At 67.2% G+C, this 15,351-nt stretch carries 16 protein-coding genes; 7 read left to right on the top strand and 9 right to left on the bottom strand.

The window, feature by feature from the left end; genetic code table 11:
* Positions 1–5 precede the first annotated feature (5 nt).
* The 7 genes from gspM to gspG all read right to left on the bottom strand — a co-directional run bounded on the left by gspM (position 6) and on the right by gspG (position 4,886).
* Entirely contained in the window at positions 6–542 is a 537-nt protein-coding gene (gspM, locus tag ACZYRS_RS27380) for a type II secretion system protein GspM (RefSeq protein WP_463421720.1), read from the bottom strand.
* Positions 539–1,753 carry a type II secretion system protein GspL gene (gene gspL / locus ACZYRS_RS27375; RefSeq protein ID WP_463421719.1) on the bottom strand — a complete coding sequence of 405 codons (1,215 nt, stop codon included), beginning with the start codon at positions 1,751–1,753 and terminating at the stop codon, positions 539–541. The genes gspM and gspL overlap by 4 nt, the downstream gene beginning before the upstream one ends.
* A gap of 129 nt (positions 1,754–1,882) precedes the next feature.
* Positions 1,883–2,818 (bottom strand): type II secretion system minor pseudopilin GspK, encoded by a 936-nt coding sequence (gspK, locus tag ACZYRS_RS27370; RefSeq protein ID WP_463422548.1) that lies wholly within the window; start codon positions 2,816–2,818, stop codon positions 1,883–1,885.
* 119 nt (positions 2,819–2,937) lie between these two features.
* On the bottom strand, positions 2,938–3,627 hold the full coding sequence (locus ACZYRS_RS27365; protein WP_463421718.1) for a PulJ/GspJ family protein: 690 nt from the start codon (positions 3,625–3,627) through the stop codon (positions 2,938–2,940).
* Entirely contained in the window at positions 3,627–4,001 is a 375-nt protein-coding gene (gene gspI / locus ACZYRS_RS27360; protein WP_198789223.1) for a type II secretion system minor pseudopilin GspI, read from the bottom strand. Before gspI ends, ACZYRS_RS27365 begins: the two co-directional genes overlap by 1 nt.
* Positions 3,998–4,471, bottom strand: coding sequence for a prepilin-type N-terminal cleavage/methylation domain-containing protein (locus tag ACZYRS_RS27355; protein WP_463421717.1), 474 nt, complete (start codon positions 4,469–4,471; stop codon positions 3,998–4,000). The genes gspI and ACZYRS_RS27355 overlap by 4 nt, the downstream gene beginning before the upstream one ends.
* Positions 4,446–4,886: a type II secretion system major pseudopilin GspG gene (gene gspG, locus ACZYRS_RS27350; protein ID WP_013539627.1), complete on the bottom strand. Its 441-nt coding sequence runs from the start codon at positions 4,884–4,886 to the stop codon at positions 4,446–4,448. The genes ACZYRS_RS27355 and gspG overlap by 26 nt, the downstream gene beginning before the upstream one ends.
* A gap of 49 nt (positions 4,887–4,935) precedes the next feature.
* Between gspG and ACZYRS_RS27345 the strand changes: the two genes are divergently transcribed.
* On the top strand, positions 4,936–5,577 hold the full coding sequence (locus tag ACZYRS_RS27345; RefSeq protein ID WP_463421716.1) for a type II secretion system protein N: 642 nt from the start codon (positions 4,936–4,938) through the stop codon (positions 5,575–5,577).
* Positions 5,578–5,645: 68 nt separating this feature from the next.
* Here the strand turns inward: ACZYRS_RS27345 and ilvA are convergent, their stop codons facing one another.
* Entirely contained in the window at positions 5,646–7,280 is a 1,635-nt protein-coding gene (gene ilvA / locus ACZYRS_RS27340) for a threonine ammonia-lyase, biosynthetic (RefSeq protein ID WP_463421715.1), read from the bottom strand.
* A gap of 295 nt (positions 7,281–7,575) precedes the next feature.
* Between ilvA and ACZYRS_RS27335 the strand changes: the two genes are divergently transcribed.
* Complete coding sequence (locus ACZYRS_RS27335; protein ID WP_198789259.1) at positions 7,576–8,025, top strand: OsmC family protein; 450 nt, start codon at positions 7,576–7,578, stop codon at positions 8,023–8,025.
* An 18-nt stretch (positions 8,026–8,043) separates the two neighbouring features.
* Here ACZYRS_RS27335 and coq7 read toward each other — a convergent pair whose 3' ends face one another.
* A complete protein-coding gene (gene coq7 / locus ACZYRS_RS27330) occupies positions 8,044–8,673 on the bottom strand; it encodes a 2-polyprenyl-3-methyl-6-methoxy-1,4-benzoquinone monooxygenase (protein WP_463421714.1) in 630 nt (209 codons plus the stop codon).
* Positions 8,674–8,954: 281 nt separating this feature from the next.
* On the opposite strand from coq7, the gene ACZYRS_RS27325 reads away from it, so the two are divergent.
* The 5 genes from ACZYRS_RS27325 to ACZYRS_RS27305 all read left to right on the top strand — a co-directional run bounded on the left by ACZYRS_RS27325 (position 8,955) and on the right by ACZYRS_RS27305 (position 15,330).
* Positions 8,955–10,202 carry a porin gene (locus ACZYRS_RS27325; RefSeq protein ID WP_463421713.1) on the top strand — a complete coding sequence of 416 codons (1,248 nt, stop codon included), beginning with the start codon at positions 8,955–8,957 and terminating at the stop codon, positions 10,200–10,202.
* Positions 10,203–10,395: 193 nt separating this feature from the next.
* Complete coding sequence (locus tag ACZYRS_RS27320; RefSeq protein ID WP_198789218.1) at positions 10,396–11,376, top strand: ABC transporter permease; 981 nt, start codon at positions 10,396–10,398, stop codon at positions 11,374–11,376.
* A gap of 2 nt (positions 11,377–11,378) precedes the next feature.
* Positions 11,379–12,641 (top strand): M20 aminoacylase family protein, encoded by a 1,263-nt coding sequence (locus tag ACZYRS_RS27315; protein WP_463421712.1) that lies wholly within the window; start codon positions 11,379–11,381, stop codon positions 12,639–12,641.
* 31 nt (positions 12,642–12,672) lie between these two features.
* Positions 12,673–14,253: an ABC transporter substrate-binding protein gene (locus tag ACZYRS_RS27310; RefSeq protein WP_198789216.1), complete on the top strand. Its 1,581-nt coding sequence runs from the start codon at positions 12,673–12,675 to the stop codon at positions 14,251–14,253.
* A 165-nt stretch (positions 14,254–14,418) separates the two neighbouring features.
* Positions 14,419–15,330: an ABC transporter permease gene (locus ACZYRS_RS27305; protein WP_198789215.1), complete on the top strand. Its 912-nt coding sequence runs from the start codon at positions 14,419–14,421 to the stop codon at positions 15,328–15,330.
* The last annotated feature ends 21 nt before the right edge of the window (positions 15,331–15,351 follow it).

Below are 15,351 nucleotides of genomic sequence, written 5' to 3'. Positions count from 1 at the left end.
GCTGTTCATCGGGGGGCGGGCAATGCCATCACGACCGTGCCCTCCCAGCGGACCTGCGGAAGCTGCGGGGCGTCTTTGTTGCCCGGCGCCGGCGGGGTGGCGGGCGCGCGTGTCAGGTGCACTTCGCGCGGCACCGCATGCGCATTGCCGCGCGCCTGCGCGAGCCACTGGGCGACCGTGCTGGCGGGCGTGGCGCGCAGCGTGACGGTGGCGCCATCGCCGCCGGCCGTCATGAGTTGCGCGTTGTTGACGCCGAGACCTTCTCGCACCGAGGTTTCGAGCGAGCGCAGCGCGTCGTCGCGAGCCAGGCGCGGTTGCGACTGCAGCGCTTTCGCGCGGTTCTGCAAGGTGGCCATCTGCTGCAATTGCGCATCGAGCTGCGCGTGTTCGGCCGGTGCCGCGGCCAACGTGCGCAACGCGGGGGCGAGCGCAATCCACCAGAGCAAGGCCAGTGCCACGAGCGCGATGGCGCCGCCGACCATCTGGCGTTCGCGCATCGCGAGGGCGGCCCAGCGGGCCTTGAGTTGTTCGCTGAAGTTCATCGGGGAGTGGCCTCGGCCTGCACGAGCAGCAGATCGCCCTCGGTGCGCACGCTGTAGCCGCGCGGCGCCATCGCGCCGGTGATCTGCGAGACCTCCGACGGCTGCAGCCCGAGGCCGCGCAGGCGCAGCTGGCCACCGCTGTAGTCGACGGCCGACGGCGTGCGGCCGGGCGGAAGGTTGGTGGCGAGGGCGCCGACCATGGGTTCGAAATCGGTTGCGGCCACGTCGCCCACGGCCTGCTGCAGCGCCGCGACTTCGCGCGTCATCTGCAGTTGCGGGTCGATCACGATCTTCACCGAGGGAAAGGTCTGCGTGAGGACGGTCTTGGCGGCCTGCCGCTTGGCCTCGAGCGCGTTGCGCTCCTTCCAGGCCCAGGCATTGAGGCCGATCAATTGGGTCAGCAGCAGCACGACGACGCCCCAGCGCGCGGCGCGCCATTCGGGTGCGTAGCGCAGCGTCTGCAGCACCGATGCGAATTTCTTGCCGGCGCGCGCGCGGCCCGTTGCGGCGAGGTCGAACTGCGCGAGCTCCCACGGCGTGCGCGCGGCGTTGAGCCAGCGCTGCGGCGCCTGCACGATCGGCACGCGGCGCTCCAGGAGGTGCTCGGCCGCCTCGGCGACCGCGGGCTCGGTGGTGATGACCGCGGTGTCGAGCGGCAGGCCGCCCGAGAGCGCGAGCCCCGCGCCGGCGAGCGGCAGCGAGACCACGCCGTCGGCATCGCTCACGGTGAGCTGCGGGGCTTCCGGTTCGCCGGTGATCTGCAGCAGCGGCGGGCCGTCGGCCGTCTGCGGCGCGAATTCAGGAACGATGCGCACGACACGGCGGCCGGTCGCTTCGAGCCCCTGCACGATGCTGCGCAGCCAGATGCGGTTGCAGGCGGCCACCCACACCGGCCCGCCGGCCTTCGCGTCGGGTTCCAGCGCGAAGTGCAGGGCCTCGGGGTCGTCGAGCAGGTGCTCTTCGAGCAGGCCGTCGAGCACGGCGCGCAGCTTCGAGGCGCTGCCCATGCTGCCCTTGGGCAGCGTGACGCGGTGCCACGACAGCGCCGCCGAAGGAATGCCGAGCGTGACTTCGCTGCCCGAGGGCAGGAGCGCCAGCAGCGCGCGGCCCTGGTTGCGCAATGCAATGCCGTCGTCGCCGGCCTGGGCCCAGTCGTACTCACCCGCGGCGTCGGCCGGAGGCAGTGGGGCAATGAGCAGCAGCGGGGTCATGGAGGGGGTGTCGGAAAAGCCGGTGATTGTAGGAGGGCGTCTGACAGTCAATTGCTATTATTTAAATAGCGTACTCGACAGATGTGACGGGCGTTATAAGGCGTTTTGATCAATATATGTAAACCACACTCAGGGTTTGACCGGAGTGGTTGTTGCGCCGGCGCCGCGGGTGCGCCAGACCGTCGTCACCGTGACACCGTTGCGCTGCAGGAGCGAGTGCTCCTCGACCCAGGTGCGGTCCAGGCGCAGGCGCCCGTAGACCTCGAAGAACTGGGTGCCCACGCCGTGCTGGGCCGCGTTGAAGCGGGAGCCGCCGCTGGGCAGCCCGGCGTTGGCCTCGTCGATGGTCTTGAAATAGGAGCGGGTGCGCCTGTCCACCAGCTGCCGCGCGCTGGCGATCGGCAGGTTTTCCATGCTGGCGCTGATGGCCTCGGCGCTGGCGGTGTTGAGGTTGAGCGTGGTGCGCACCGGCAGGATCGTCACGTAGGGCTCGATGGCGGCAGCGGTCGAGGGCGAGAGCCCGAGCCACACCAGTTGCGAGACCTCCTGCGGCATCAGCGGCGCATTGCCCGCATCGCCGCCGCCCGAGGCCTCGTCGGTGCCGGTGGACAGCGCCCTGGCGAGCCCCGTGGTCATCTGGCTGAGTTCCGAAGCCGGCAGGCCCAGCAGGTTGAAGAGCCGGGTGAAAGTGGCGACGCTGGCCGGCACCGGCTTGCCCGCATCGACCAGCGTCAGCACGTTGAGCCTGGACTGGGCATCGACGATGCGGCCCGAGAGAAACGCGTCGGGCAGGCCATCGAGGTTGTCGCTCGCCACGTTCTTCTCGGCCGAGAGAAAGCTGGTGAGGCGCGCCTCTTCAAGCGGCACGGCCCACGGTTCGCCCAGGTGGTCGGGGCCGCCGGCGCGGCCGTCTTCGGCCAGGATCAGGCGCGACCAATCGAGCGCGCCGATCAGCACCCAGGCCGCCTGCACGCGCGCGCGCTCGGCGCCTTCGACTTCGGCCGCGCGCCATTGCTGCCACAGCGCTGCCGCGGAGAAGGTGGCCACGAGCATCACCGTCAGCATCGCGGCGAGCAGGGCGGCGCCGGACTGGCGGCGCGCACCGCATGCACCGCGTGCACCGCATGCACCGCGTGCACCGCGTGCACCGCGTGCACGGCGCATGAATGCAGGAACGCGCCTCGTCATGACCGCGCACCCCCCACGATCGGCTTGACCCAATCGCGCGTGAGCGTGCCCGACAGCCCGTCGCCGGGCGGCAGGCTGATCACCAGGCGCACGCCGTCGGGCATGTTGACGATCGGGCCCGCGGGGTTGGCCGGATTGGCCGGCGTCGTGGGCAGCGAGCTCGCGGGCGTCCAGGCGTTGTCGCGGAAGTAATAGAGCTGCCAGCCGCTGGTGGGCATGAGTGCCACGTCGTTGTAGCCGCCTTGCGTGCCGCCGCCGCCTTGCGCCCAGGAGGCCGCGAGGTTCCAGGCCTGCTGCCACTCGCCGCGCGTGGTGAAGGCCTGCGACTGCCAGCGCTGCCAGCGCGGGCCTTCGGCGCTCGCCCTGAGGGTCCAGGCCACCACCTGCATGCTGGGCGCCATCGGGTCGCTGCCGCGGCGCGTGAGCCGCAGCACGTTGCCGTCCCAGTCGATGGGGCGGGTCTGCGCGATCGAGGTCACCGCGTCGAGGTCGGCGCCCCACTGGGCGAGCGTGGCCTGCAGGGTGAGGATGGCGTCGGCGCGCTGCTGGTTCTGCGTGGTGGCGCGCGACATGCTGTCCAGCCCGCGCCAGCTCACGAGCGAGAGGAGCGCCATCACCGAGATGGCCACGAGCAGCTCGATCAGCGTGAAGCCGCGCGGCGCTTTCGCCTTCCTCTTCGTCTTCATCAGAAGCGCCCCACCACGGTCGAGATGCGCAGGATCGGCGAGTCGCCTTCGTCGCGCACCTGCACGTCCACGCGCCGGAAGTTCGGATTGAGCGTGGGCACGGTCGAGGTCGTCACGTTGAACGAAACGCCGGCCTGCACGCAGATGGAGCCCGAGTCGCCCACGGCCGGCATCTGCCGCGCGAGCCGGGCCTTGGCGAGTTCGTTTTCGGCGCAGAGGTCGGCCAGCACCAGGTCGGACTGGCGCTGCGCATTGCGCGTGAGCGACATGGTGGCCTGCGACCCCGCGGCCAGCGCGAGCGCGACGATGCCCAGCGCGATCAGCACTTCGATCAGCGTGAAGCCGCCGCTGGCCAACGTGCGCCGCAGTCTCATGGCACGGGGAAGACGGTGAAGGGGCGCAGGCCGTCGGTGGCGATGCGCAGCGCGCGCGCGGGCGGGCCGGCGGAATAGAGCGTGATCTGCTGCGCCGCGATGATCGGATCGGGCCCCAGCTGCAGCCCCGGAACCAGCGTGCCGTTGCCGAGCGCCGCCTGGGCGGTGATGCCTTCGGCAACCCAGCCGCTGGGGAGCGCATCGGCGGGAAGGCCATCGAAGACGAAGCTGCCTTCGACGGGGCGCCACCGCACGGCGACGCCGCTGGCCCGCGACTGGGCGCGGGCGGATTCGAGAAGGGCGGCGAGCCGGTCGGCTTCGCGGTCGAGCTTGGCCGCGTTGGTGTCGCGCATGGCAAAGCTCACGCTGGCGGTGGCGATCGCGATGATCGCGATCACGATGATCAGCTCGAGCAGCGTGAAGCCGCGCGATGTGCCGTTGCCGCTATTGCCAGCTGCCGATGTCGGCATTCTTGCCCTCGCCGCCGTTCTGTCCATCGGCGCCGAACGAGAGCACGTCGATTTCGCCCTTGATGCCCGGGTTCATGTACTGGTAAGGGTGGCCCCACGGATCGTTGGGCAGCTTCTCGACGTAGGGCTTCCAGTTCGGGGCGGCCGGGCCGACGGTGGGGCGCGTGAGCAAAGACTGCAGGCCCTGTTCGGCCGTGGGGTAGCGCTGGTTGTCCAGGCGATAGAGCTTGAGCGCCTGCATCAGGTTGTTGATGTCGGTGCGGGCGGCCGTCACGCGGGCGTCGTCGGCGCGCTCGATCACGTTCGGCACGATCAGCGCGGCGAGCACGCCGATGATGACCAGCACCACCATCAGTTCGATCAGCGTGAAGCCGCGCTGGGCGGTGCGGGAAGCGGCACGAAGGAATTTGTTCATAGGTTGGGCGACATGATTCGGAAAGCGCGCTGCATGATAATCCGCGCCCATGACAAGTCCTTACTCCGCTGCCCGCTGGCATGCCCCACTTGCAACGACGGGGCTTTGGGCGCTGGCCGCCGGTGCTGCGGTGTTCTGGGCCTTGCGCCTGTCTTCGCCGGTCGACGCAGTGGCCGCCGCGGCCGCGATGCCCAAGCCCTCGGTCACGGCGGATGCCGAGGCGGTCGGGCGGTTGCTCGGCGTGGTGTCCGCGCAGACGGCCGCGCCCGCAGCCCCCGAGGCGGCCAGCCGCTTCGCGCTGGTGGGCGTGGTGGCCGATCCGTCGAACCAGGGCGCTGCGCTGATCGCCATCGACGGCAAGCCGCCCAAGCCGTTCCGCGTCGGCTCGCGCGTCGGCGACAACTACATGCTGCAGTCGGTGGGCGTGCGCGCCGCGACGCTCGGTGCGCAGGTGGACGGGCCGCCGGCCTTCACGCTGCAACTGCCGGTGCGCGCGCCGATCAGCGTGGGGCTGCCGCCGCCGCCGATGTCGGGCGTGTCGCCGATGCCCGCGACGGCCCAGGCGCCGGCGCAGCGCTCGGCTGGGGTGTTGCCGTCCACCATGCCGGCCGTGGCGATGCCGCCGCCGGCGCCCCAGCCCGACGCGTCGCAGCAGCAGCAGCAAGGTCAGGCGCCAGCAGCAGCGCAGTAGCGTGCTGCCGCAACGATGAAAAAAAGCCGGCTGTCACGCCGGCTTTTTAGTTGCACGCGAACGTCGCCTCAAGCTTGCAGGAATAACCGGTAGGCCGGATTGGCCGTTTCCTCGACGCAGGGATAGCCCAGGTTCTCGAGGAACGCATCGAAGGCCGCGGCGTCGCCGGCCGGCACCTGCAGCCCGACCAGGATGCGGCCGTAGTCGGCGCCCTGGTTGCGGTAGTGAAAGAGGCTGATGTTCCAGTTCGGCCGCATCAGGCTCAGGAACTTGAGCAGCGCGCCGGGACGCTCGGGGAACACGAAGCGCAGCAGGCGCTCGTCGTGCGCAAGGCCCGTGCGCCCGCCGACCAGGTGCCGCAGATGCTCCTTGGCGAGCTCGTCGTGCGTGAGGTCGAGCGCGTCGAAGCCGTGGTCGCCGAAGCTCTTGGCGATGATGGCCGACTCGCCGCGGGCCGACGTCGTGAGGCCGACGAACACGTGCGCCTTGGCCGCGTCGCTGATGCGGTAGTTGAACTCGGTCACGTTGCGCAGCGCGCCGCCGGCCGATCCGGATTCCTTGGCATCGCTCGCGGGCAGTTCGCCGACCAGTTCGCAGAAGCGGCGGAAGCTGCCGCGTTCCTCGGGGATCGTGACGGCGAAGAGCGCTTCGCGTTCTTCGCCGACCTCGGCGCGCTCGGCCACGAAGCGCAGCCGGTCGAAATTCATGTTGGCACCGCACAGGATGGCCGCGTAGGTCTCGCCGTGGCGGCCGTGGCCGGCCACGTACTGCTTGATCGCTGCCACGGCCAGCGCGCCCGCGGGTTCGACGATGCTGCGCGTGTCGACGAAGACGTCCTTGATGGCGGCGCAGACCGCGTCGGTGTCGACGGCGATGTATTCATCGACCAGTTCGCTGGCGATGCGGAAGGTTTCCTCGCCGACCAGCTTGACGGCGGTGCCGTCGGAGAAGAGGCCCACGTCGGGCAGGTTCACGCGCTGGCGGGCCGCGACCGATTGCATCATCGCGTCGGAGTCGTTCATCTGGACGCCGATCACCTTGATCTCGGGACGCACGGCCTTGATGTAGTTGGCCACGCCGGAGATGAGGCCGCCGCCGCCGATCGCGACGAAGACCGCGTCGAGCGGGCCCTGGTGCTGGCGCAGGATTTCCATGGCGATGGTGCCCTGGCCCGCGATGACGTCCGGATCGTCGAAGGGGTGGACGAAGGTCAGGCTCTGTTGCTTCTGCAATTCGAGGGCGTGCAGGTAGGCGTCGGAATAGCTGTCGCCGTGCAGCACGATTTCGCCGCCGAAGCCGCGCACGGCGTCGATCTTCAGCCGGGGCGTGGTCACCGGCATGACGATCACCGCGCGGGTGCCGAGCTTGCGCGCGCCGAGCGCGACGCCTTGCGCGTGATTGCCGGCCGAGGCGCAGATCACGCCGCTGGCCAACTGGGCGGCGCTGAGATGGGCCATCTTGTTGTACGCGCCGCGCAGCTTGAAGCTGAACACCGGTTGCTGGTCTTCGCGCTTGAGCAGCACGGTGTTGCCCAGGCGCTCGCTGAGCGCGCGGGCCTTCTCGAGCGCGGACTCCACGGCCACGTCGTAGACCTTGGCGTTGAGGATCTTGCGCAGGTAGTCGGCGGGCGTGAGGGGGGCGAGGGGCGTCATGGGCGCCGGGGCGGGTGCGGTGCGCACGGTTTTTTCCAGGGGAGTTTTCATTGGCTAGCCGGCGATGATAAGAGGCGCCCGGCCGGCCGGCACTCGCGGCGCCCTGGGTGGCCCGGGGCGGTCCGGAAAGAAAAAAGCCCCGAGTTTTGCAACTCGGGGCTAAATCCACCAATTGGAAGGGTGGAGGAGACAACTGTGAGCGCAAACGTATGCGCGATGAAATAAAGTATATCGACTGTTTGTTGCGTTGCAACAAGCGAGTGATGCTTTTCCCACACAAATTTCCCATACAAATCGATGCCAGCGTGCGTTTTTGCCCGGCATCCCGACTGGAATCCGAAAAATCATGGAATGCACAGTAAGTTGGACCGGCGACGCGGGAACGCGTTCGGCCATGGGTTTCGTCGCCGAAACGGGCAGCGGCCACGTCCTGATGATGGATGGCGCCCCCGACGCAGCCAAGCCGGAAAACGGCGGCCAGAACCTCGCCGCGAGGCCGATGGAAACGGTGCTTGCGGGCACGGGCGGTTGCACCGCTTACGACGTCGTGCTGATATTGAAGCGCGGCCGCCACCGCGTCGAGCGCTGCAGCGTCAAGCTGACCAGCGAGCGCGCGGAGAAGGACCCCAAGGTTTTCACCAAGATCCACATGCATTTCACCGTGGCCGGCAAGGGGATTCCGGCCTCTGCGGTGGAGCGCGCGGTCGCGTTGAGCCACGAAACCTATTGCTCGGCCAGCATCATGCTGGCGAAGACCGCCGAGATCACCACCAGTTTCGATCTGGTCGAAACCTGAGGCGACCCGCTTGCGCTTCTAGATGCGGTGCGCCAACGTGGTCATCACGCGAGAGGCCAGGCGCATCAGGCCCTTGACCGGGGCCGGTAGTTCCGCGGCGCCCGCATCGATGGCTTGCGCCGCATGGCGCGCCTCGTCGAGCTTCATCTGCTCGACCACGACCCTGGAGGCGCTGTCGGCCGACGGAAGCCGATCCAGATGGCTGTCGAGATGGGCTTCCACCTGACGTTCGGTTTCTGCGACGAAACCCAGGCTCAGCGGATCGCCCAGGCGTCCGGCGACAAGGCCGAGGCCGAAGGCGCCGGCATACCAGAGCGGGTTCAACAGCGAAGGCCGGGCGCCGAGTTCGTCCAGGCGTTGCCGCGTCCAGGCCAGGTGATCGGTCTCTTCGTGCGCGGCTTCAACGAATTGGGCACGCAGGGCCGGATCGCGCGCCACGGCGGCCTGGGCGGTGTAAAGCGCCTGTGCGCAGACTTCCCCGACATGGTTGACTCGCATCAATGCGCCGGCCTCGCGGCGCTGTTCTTCGTTCAGTTCGCCGGGTGCCTGCGCCGGAGCGGGCATGGCCCGGGTTGCATGAGGACGGGCAAAAAGGGTGCGCAATGCCGCGTCTGCCGCGGTCAGGACGGGGTCTAACAAGAGCGTCATGCAGCTATTTGACCGCACCTCGGCAGGGCTGCAAAAAGTTACGGTTTTGTTCCGCATTGTGGTGTGGCGGATGGGCTAAGTCCTTTGTTGCAGGACTGCAACGAAACGCCGTGGACATCCGAGATTTCGGGCGATTTGTTTTGCCCTGCCGAAGCGGCTCTGGTGCAATAGCAACAACTTCCCAAAAGGAGGTTGGCCCGGGGTCCGGTGGGAGCACAAAGTGCCAGTCACGGTGAGCCCTTCGCACCGGAGCCCTATGTTTAACCTTGGAGAAACTTGCAATGAAAAAATCTCTAGTTGCTCTGGCTGCCCTGGCTGTTGCCGGTGTTGCCTCGGCTCAGTCGTCCGTCACTCTGTTCGGTGTGGTCGACGCGTCGGTCAGCGGCTACTCGTCCACCTCGCGTGATCTGAACGGCGCCACGTTCCTGAACCCGTTCTACGTGAACCGGGGCAGCGTCAAGGCAAGCCGCCGCGAACTGGCTAACTCGGGCTACAACTCCAGCCGTCTGGGCTTCCGTGGTACGGAAGACCTCGGTGGTGGCCTGGCAGCCAGCTTCTGGCTTGAAGCCCCGATCACCAATGACGACGGCCAGCAAGGCGTTTCGACGTTCGCTCGTCGTTCGACCGTGAGCCTGTCGGGTGGTTTCGGTGAACTGCGTCTGGGTCGTGACTACTCCGCCACGTTCTGGAACGACACCGTGTTCGATCCGTTCGGCACCAACGGCGTTGGCACCAACCTGGTCTTCACGGCTTCGTCGGGTTTCGCTAACTTTGCCGGTGCGGCTCCTGCAGCTGTGCCTGGCATCACCAATGTCAGCACCAGCAACTACACCCGTACCAGCAACAGCATCGGCTACTTCCTGCCGCCGAACCTGGGTGGTTTCTACGGCCAACTGCAGTACTCGTTCAGCGAAAAGACCAAGTACAGCCCTGGCACCGCTACGCCTGACGTCGCGAACAACTCGCGTCAAGGTCGTTACGTCGGTGGCCGCTTCGGCTACGCAAACGGTCCTCTGGACATCGCAGCTGCTTACGGCAGCAGCACCGTTGGCGACCAGTTCTACGTCGGCACGACCAACAAGGTCAACACCTTCAACCTCGGCGCTTCGTACGACTTCGGTCCTGTGAAGCTCTTCGGTGAAGTGTCGCGCTCGAAGAACAAGCTGGACTACGAAACCGAACCCTTCCTGGGCGGCCGTCCTGACGTTGACCTGACCGGTTACCTGCTCGGCGTGACTGTGCCGGTCGGTGCTGGCCTGATCCGCGCTTCGTACTCGGCTGTCAAGTACGACAACAACCAGCAAGAAGTGCTGTTCCAGCCGCGTATTGCTGACCCGAAGGCCAACAAGCTGGCAATCGGCTACGTGCACAACCTGTCGAAGCGCACGGCTCTGTACGCAACGATCGCTCGCGTGAGCAACAAGAACGGTGCAGCTCTGACCGTTGGCGGCCCGTCGTTCATCACCACCGGTGGCTTCACCCCGAAGACCTCGACCGGCTACGACTTCGGTATCCGTCACGCTTTCTGATTTGACGCTGGCGTAGGCCAGCATCAAAGCTAAAAGCTCAAAAGCCACTCGACGCAAGTCGAGTGGCTTTTTTCGTTTTGGCGCTGCAAAGAACAGAGTGTTGGCAATGAGCACCATGTGTGTGCACCCCCGGGGAACCCCCGTGCGGGCACGCACCTTGCACTGCTAGCATGCCCGATCACTTTGTTTGCTAATGATTGCCTTTGTACTGCGCCGCCTGATCCAGGCCGTGATCGTGATGATCGCGGTCGCGTTCATTGCCTTCCTCTTGTTCCAATACGTCGGCGACCCCGTCGTCTTCCTGCTGGGCCAGGACGCCAAGCCCGAGCAGATCCGTGAAATGCGCGCCGCCTTGGGGCTCGACCGTCCCTTCTTCGTGCAGTTCTGGCACTTTCTCGTCAATGCCTCGCAAGGCGAGTTCGGCCTGAGCCTGCGCCAGGGCGCCAAGGTGTCGCGCTTGATCGGCGAGCGCTTCCCGGCCACGCTGGAACTCGCGCTCGTCGCGGCCGCGCTGGCGCTCTTCATCGGCATCCCGATGGGCGTCTACACCGCCCTGCGCCGCGGCACGTTTTTGAGCCAGGTGTTCATGACGGTCTCGCTGCTCGGCGTGTCGCTGCCCACCTTCCTGATCGGCATCCTGCTCATCCTCGTCTTCGCTGTGCTGCTGGGCTGGTTCCCGAGCTTCGGGCGCGGCGAGACGGTGCAGTTCGGCTGGTGGACGAGCGGCCTCTTCAAGGTCGATGGCTGGCACCACATCGTGCTGCCGGCGGTGACGCTCGCGATCTTCCAGCTCACGCTGATCATGCGGCTGGTGCGCGCCGAGATGCTCGAGGTGCTGCGCACCGACTACATCAAGTTCGCGCGTGCCCGAGGCCTCTCGAACCGCGCCATCCATTTCGGCCATGCGCTCAAGAACACGCTGGTGCCGGTGATGACCATCACCGGCCTGCAGCTGGGCGGCCTCATCGCCTTCGCCATCATCACCGAGTCGGTCTTCCAGTGGCCCGGCATGGGTCTCCTGTTCATCCAGGCCGTGACCTTCGCCGACGTTCCGGTGATGGCCGCCTACCTGTGCCTCATCGCCTTGATCTTCGTCGTGATCAACCTCGTGGTCGACCTCTTGTACTTCGTGGTCGATCCGCGGTTGCGCGTGGGCAAGGCCGGAGGACATTGAACATGACGGCATCGGCTCCGCGCCTCACGGCATCCGGAAGGGCGTTCGCCCACATCGCGAGTTTCTATCCCGAGATCACGGCTTTCCGCCGCGACCTGCACGCACACCCCGAGCTCGGCTTCGAAGAGGTCTACACCGCCGGCCGCGTGCGCGAGGCATTGCGCGCCTGCGGCGTCGACGAGATCCACGACGGCATCGGCAAGACCGGCGTGGTCGGCGTGATCCGCGGCAAGTCCACTGCCAGCGGCCGCATGATCGGCCTGCGCGCCGACATGGACGCGCTCCCCATGCGCGAGGACAACGACTTCGGTTGGCGCTCCGCCAACGACGGCCTCATGCACGGCTGCGGCCACGACGGCCACACCACCATGCTGGTCGGCGCCGCGCGCTACCTGGCCGAGACACGCGATTTCGACGGCACCGCCGTGCTGATCTTCCAGCCCGGCGAAGAAGGCTTCGCCGGCGCGCGCGTGATGATCGAGGACGGCCTGTTCGACCGCTTCCCGGTCAACGCCGTCTACGCCATGCACAACTGGCCCGCGATGCCCGCCGGCACCGTGGGCATCAACCGCGGGGCGATGATGGCCGCGGCCGACCGCATCACCATCCAGATCAAGGGCAAGGGCGGCCACGGCGCGCATGCCTACCAGACCATCGACCCGGTGGTGGTCGCCGCGCACATCATCACCGCGGCGCAGACCATCGTCTCGCGCAACGTGCGCCCGATCGATGCGGCCGTCGTCAGCATCTGCGCGGTGCAGGCGGGCGACCTCGGCGCGATGAGCGTGATCCCCGGCGAGGCCACGCTGGTCGGCACCGTGCGCACCTTCAGCGCGCGGGTGCAGGCCCAGGTCGAGCAGCGCCTGACCGAGCTGTGCACGGCGATCGCCGGCGGCTTCGGCGCCACCGCCACCATCAAGTACGAGCGCATCTACCCGGCCACCATCAACACCGCCCCCGAGGCGATGTTCGCGGCCGACGTGGCCGAGTCGCTCGTGGGTGCCAAGAATGTCGACCGCAGCATGGAGCCCAGCATGGGCGCCGAAGACTTCTCCTTCATGCTGCAGAAAAAGGCGGGCGCGTACCTGCGCATCGGACAGGACGTGCGCGAAGGCGCGTTCCTGCACAACAGCCGCTACGACTTCAACGACGAGATCCTGCCGCTGGGCGCCGCGCTGCATGCCGGCCTCATCGAGCAGGGCATGCCGCTTGCTGCTACCCGCAGCACGCAGCCAGGGAAAGCAGCCGCCACCGCGGCATCGTGATGTGTTCGATTTCAACCCGAGGAGTGTCCCCATGAGTTTCAAGAAAAAAGTGGCCGCGGCCGCCGCCGTGTGCGCACTGGGCGCCGTCAGCCTGGTCGCGAGCGCGCAGACCATCCGGATCGCGAACCAGGGCGACGCGTTGTCGCTCGATCCGCACTCGCTCAACGAGTCGCTGCAGTTGAGCGTCACCGCCAACGTCTATGAAACCCTCGTGGGGCGCAACAAGGACCTGAGCCTTGCGCCGCTGCTGGCCACCAGCTGGAAGCAGACCTCGCCGAACGTCTGGCGCTTCGAGCTGCGCAAGGGCGTGGTCTTCCACGACGGCACGCCGTTCACCGCCGACGACGTGGTCTTCAGCTTCGCGCGCGCCCAGGGCGACGGCTCAGACATGCGCGCCACGTTGAGCGACATCAAGGCCGTGCGCAAGGTCGGCGACCTCGCCATCGAGATCGAGACCAACGGCCCGTTCCCGATCCTGCCCGACGTCATCTCGCTCACCATGATCATGAGCAAGAAGTGGTGCGAGGAAAACCAGGCCACCAAGCCCGTGGACCGCCGCAAGGGCATCGAGAACACCGCCTCCTTCAAGGCCAACGGCACCGGCCCGTTCCGCGTGCGCGAGCGCCAGCCGAACGTGCGCACCGTGTTCACGCGCAACGGCACCTACTGGGGCAAGATCGAAGGCAACGCGCAAGAGATCGTCTTCACCCCCATCGCCAATCCCGCCACCCGCGTGGCCGCGCTGGTCTCGGGTGAAGTCGACGTGATGGAGCCGGTGCCCGTGCAGGACATCGCGCGCATCAACGCCGCGCCCACCGCCCGCGTCATCACCGGCCCCGAGCTGCGCACCATCTTCCTGGGCATGGACCAGAAACGCGACGAGCTGCAGTACTCCAACATCAAGGGCAAGAACCCGTTCAAGGACAAGCGCGTTCGCCAGGCCTTCTACCAGGCCATCGACATCGCCGGCATCCAGCGCACCGTGATGCGCGGCGCCTCGCGGCCCACGGGCCTCCTGGTCGGCCCCGGCATCAACGGCTGGACCGCCGAGCAGGACAAGCGCCTGCCCTACGACGTGGAAGCCGCCAAGAAGCTCATGACCGAAGCCGGCTACCCCAACGGCTTCGAGGTCACGATGAACTGCCCGAACGACCGCTACGTGAACGACGGCCAGATCTGCCAGAGCGTGGCCGCCAACCTCGCGCGCATCAACGTCAAGATCAACCTGGCCGCCGAAACCAAGGGCACCTACTTCCCCAAGATCCTGCGCCGCGACACCAGCTTCTACATGCTCGGCTGGACCCCGACCACCTACGACGCGCACAACGCGCTGAGCTCGCTGACCGCCTGCCCCGACGACAAGGGCACGGGCCAGTTCAACCTGGGCGCGTACTGCAACCCGAAGCTGGACGAGCTGACCAAGAAGATCCAGTCCGAGACCGACAAGACCAAGCGCAACGAGCTCATCAAGGAAGCCTTCAAGCTGCATGCGGACGACATCGGCACGCTGCCGCTGCACCAGCAATCGCTCGCGTGGGGCGTGAGCAAGAAGGTCGAGCTGGTGCAACTGGCCGACAACTTCATGTACTTCAAGTGGATGAGCATCAAGTGATTCCCCCGGCCGCCCCTCGGGCGGCCTGACGGCCCGACCATGGGCCCGCTTCTTGCGGGCCCATTCCATTTGCCTCACGATGAAAATCAACCCCCACGCTCCCCTTGCTGCGCAATGTCCGCTGCCCCCCGAGGGGGCCATTTTTCATCTTGGGGCGGCCCGGCGATGAAAAAAACACTCGCCCGCTGGCTCGACAGCGACGTCGGCTACAGCTTTCGCACCTCGCCCGTGGCGATGGTGGCGGCGCTCATTGCGCTGGCCTGCCTGTTCTGCGCGGCGTTCGCCGGATGGGTCTCGCCGCACAACCCCTTCGACCTCGCGACGCTCGAACTCGGCGACGCTCGCCTGCCGCCCGCATGGAGCGCGGAGGGCTCGTCCAAGTACCTGCTCGGCACCGATGACCAGGGCCGCGACATCCTCTCGGCCGTCATCTACGGCGCGCGCATTTCGATGATCGTGGGCGTCGTCTCGGTGGTGCTCTCGGTCGTCGTCGGCGTGGTGTTCGGGCTCCTCGCCGGCTTTCTCGGCGGCTGGCTCGATTCGTTCCTCATGCGCGTGTGCGACGTGATGCTGTCGTTCCCGCCGATCCTGGTCGCGCTGCTCATCGCCGGCGTCGGCCGCGCGCTTTTCCCGGGCGCGCACGAGTCGCTCGCGTTCGGCGTGCTGATCATTTCCATCTCGCTCACGGGCTGGGTGCAGTACGCGCGCACGGTGCGCGGCTCCACGCTGGTGGAGCGCAACAAGGAATACGTGCAGGCCGCGCGCGTCACCGGCGTGGCGCCCGTGCGCATCATGCTGCGCCACGTGCTGCCCAACGTGATGGGGCCGGTGATGGTGCTGGCCACCATCCAGGTCGCGACCGCGATCATCACCGAGGCCACGCTCTCGTTCCTGGGCGTCGGCGTGCCGCCGACTTCGCCGTCGCTCGGCACGCTCATCAGCATCGGCAACCAGTACCTCTTCTCGGGCGAATGGTGGATCACGGTGTTCCCGGGCCTGATGCTGGTGCTCATCGCGCTCAGCGTGAATCTGCTCGGTGACTGGCTGCGCGACGCGCTCAATCCGCGCCTGCGCTGAAGAGAAAAGGACAACGCCACC

The organism is Variovorax sp. AC194, from assembly GCF_979257995.1.
The sequence above is the reverse complement of the archived record's forward strand: the minus strand, read 5'-3'. Positions and strand labels throughout refer to the sequence as shown.

Bases quoted from the DNA above. Each gene is read 5' to 3' on its own strand.
- gspM (WP_463421720.1), bottom strand. From the start codon at position 542: ATGAACTTCAGCGAACAACTCAAGGCCCGCTGGGCCGCCCTCGCGATG.
- gspL (WP_463421719.1), bottom strand. From the start codon at position 1,753: ATGACCCCGCTGCTGCTCATTGCCCCACTGCCTCCGGCCGACGCCGCG.
- gspK (WP_463422548.1), bottom strand. From the start codon at position 2,818: ATGCTGACGGTGATGCTCGTGGCCACCTTCTCCGCGGCAGCGCTGTGG.
- ACZYRS_RS27365 (WP_463421718.1), bottom strand. From the start codon at position 3,627: ATGAAGACGAAGAGGAAGGCGAAAGCGCCGCGCGGCTTCACGCTGATC.
- gspI (WP_198789223.1), bottom strand. From the start codon at position 4,001: ATGAGACTGCGGCGCACGTTGGCCAGCGGCGGCTTCACGCTGATCGAA.
- ACZYRS_RS27355 (WP_463421717.1), bottom strand. From the start codon at position 4,471: ATGCCGACATCGGCAGCTGGCAATAGCGGCAACGGCACATCGCGCGGC.
- gspG (WP_013539627.1), bottom strand. From the start codon at position 4,886: ATGAACAAATTCCTTCGTGCCGCTTCCCGCACCGCCCAGCGCGGCTTC.
- ACZYRS_RS27345 (WP_463421716.1), top strand. From the start codon at position 4,936: ATGACAAGTCCTTACTCCGCTGCCCGCTGGCATGCCCCACTTGCAACG.
- ilvA (WP_463421715.1), bottom strand. From the start codon at position 7,280: ATGAAAACTCCCCTGGAAAAAACCGTGCGCACCGCACCCGCCCCGGCG.
- ACZYRS_RS27335 (WP_198789259.1), top strand. From the start codon at position 7,576: ATGGAATGCACAGTAAGTTGGACCGGCGACGCGGGAACGCGTTCGGCC.
- coq7 (WP_463421714.1), bottom strand. From the start codon at position 8,673: ATGACGCTCTTGTTAGACCCCGTCCTGACCGCGGCAGACGCGGCATTG.
- ACZYRS_RS27325 (WP_463421713.1), top strand. From the start codon at position 8,955: ATGAAAAAATCTCTAGTTGCTCTGGCTGCCCTGGCTGTTGCCGGTGTT.
- ACZYRS_RS27320 (WP_198789218.1), top strand. From the start codon at position 10,396: ATGATTGCCTTTGTACTGCGCCGCCTGATCCAGGCCGTGATCGTGATG.
- ACZYRS_RS27315 (WP_463421712.1), top strand. From the start codon at position 11,379: ATGACGGCATCGGCTCCGCGCCTCACGGCATCCGGAAGGGCGTTCGCC.
- ACZYRS_RS27310 (WP_198789216.1), top strand. From the start codon at position 12,673: ATGAGTTTCAAGAAAAAAGTGGCCGCGGCCGCCGCCGTGTGCGCACTG.
- ACZYRS_RS27305 (WP_198789215.1), top strand. From the start codon at position 14,419: ATGAAAAAAACACTCGCCCGCTGGCTCGACAGCGACGTCGGCTACAGC.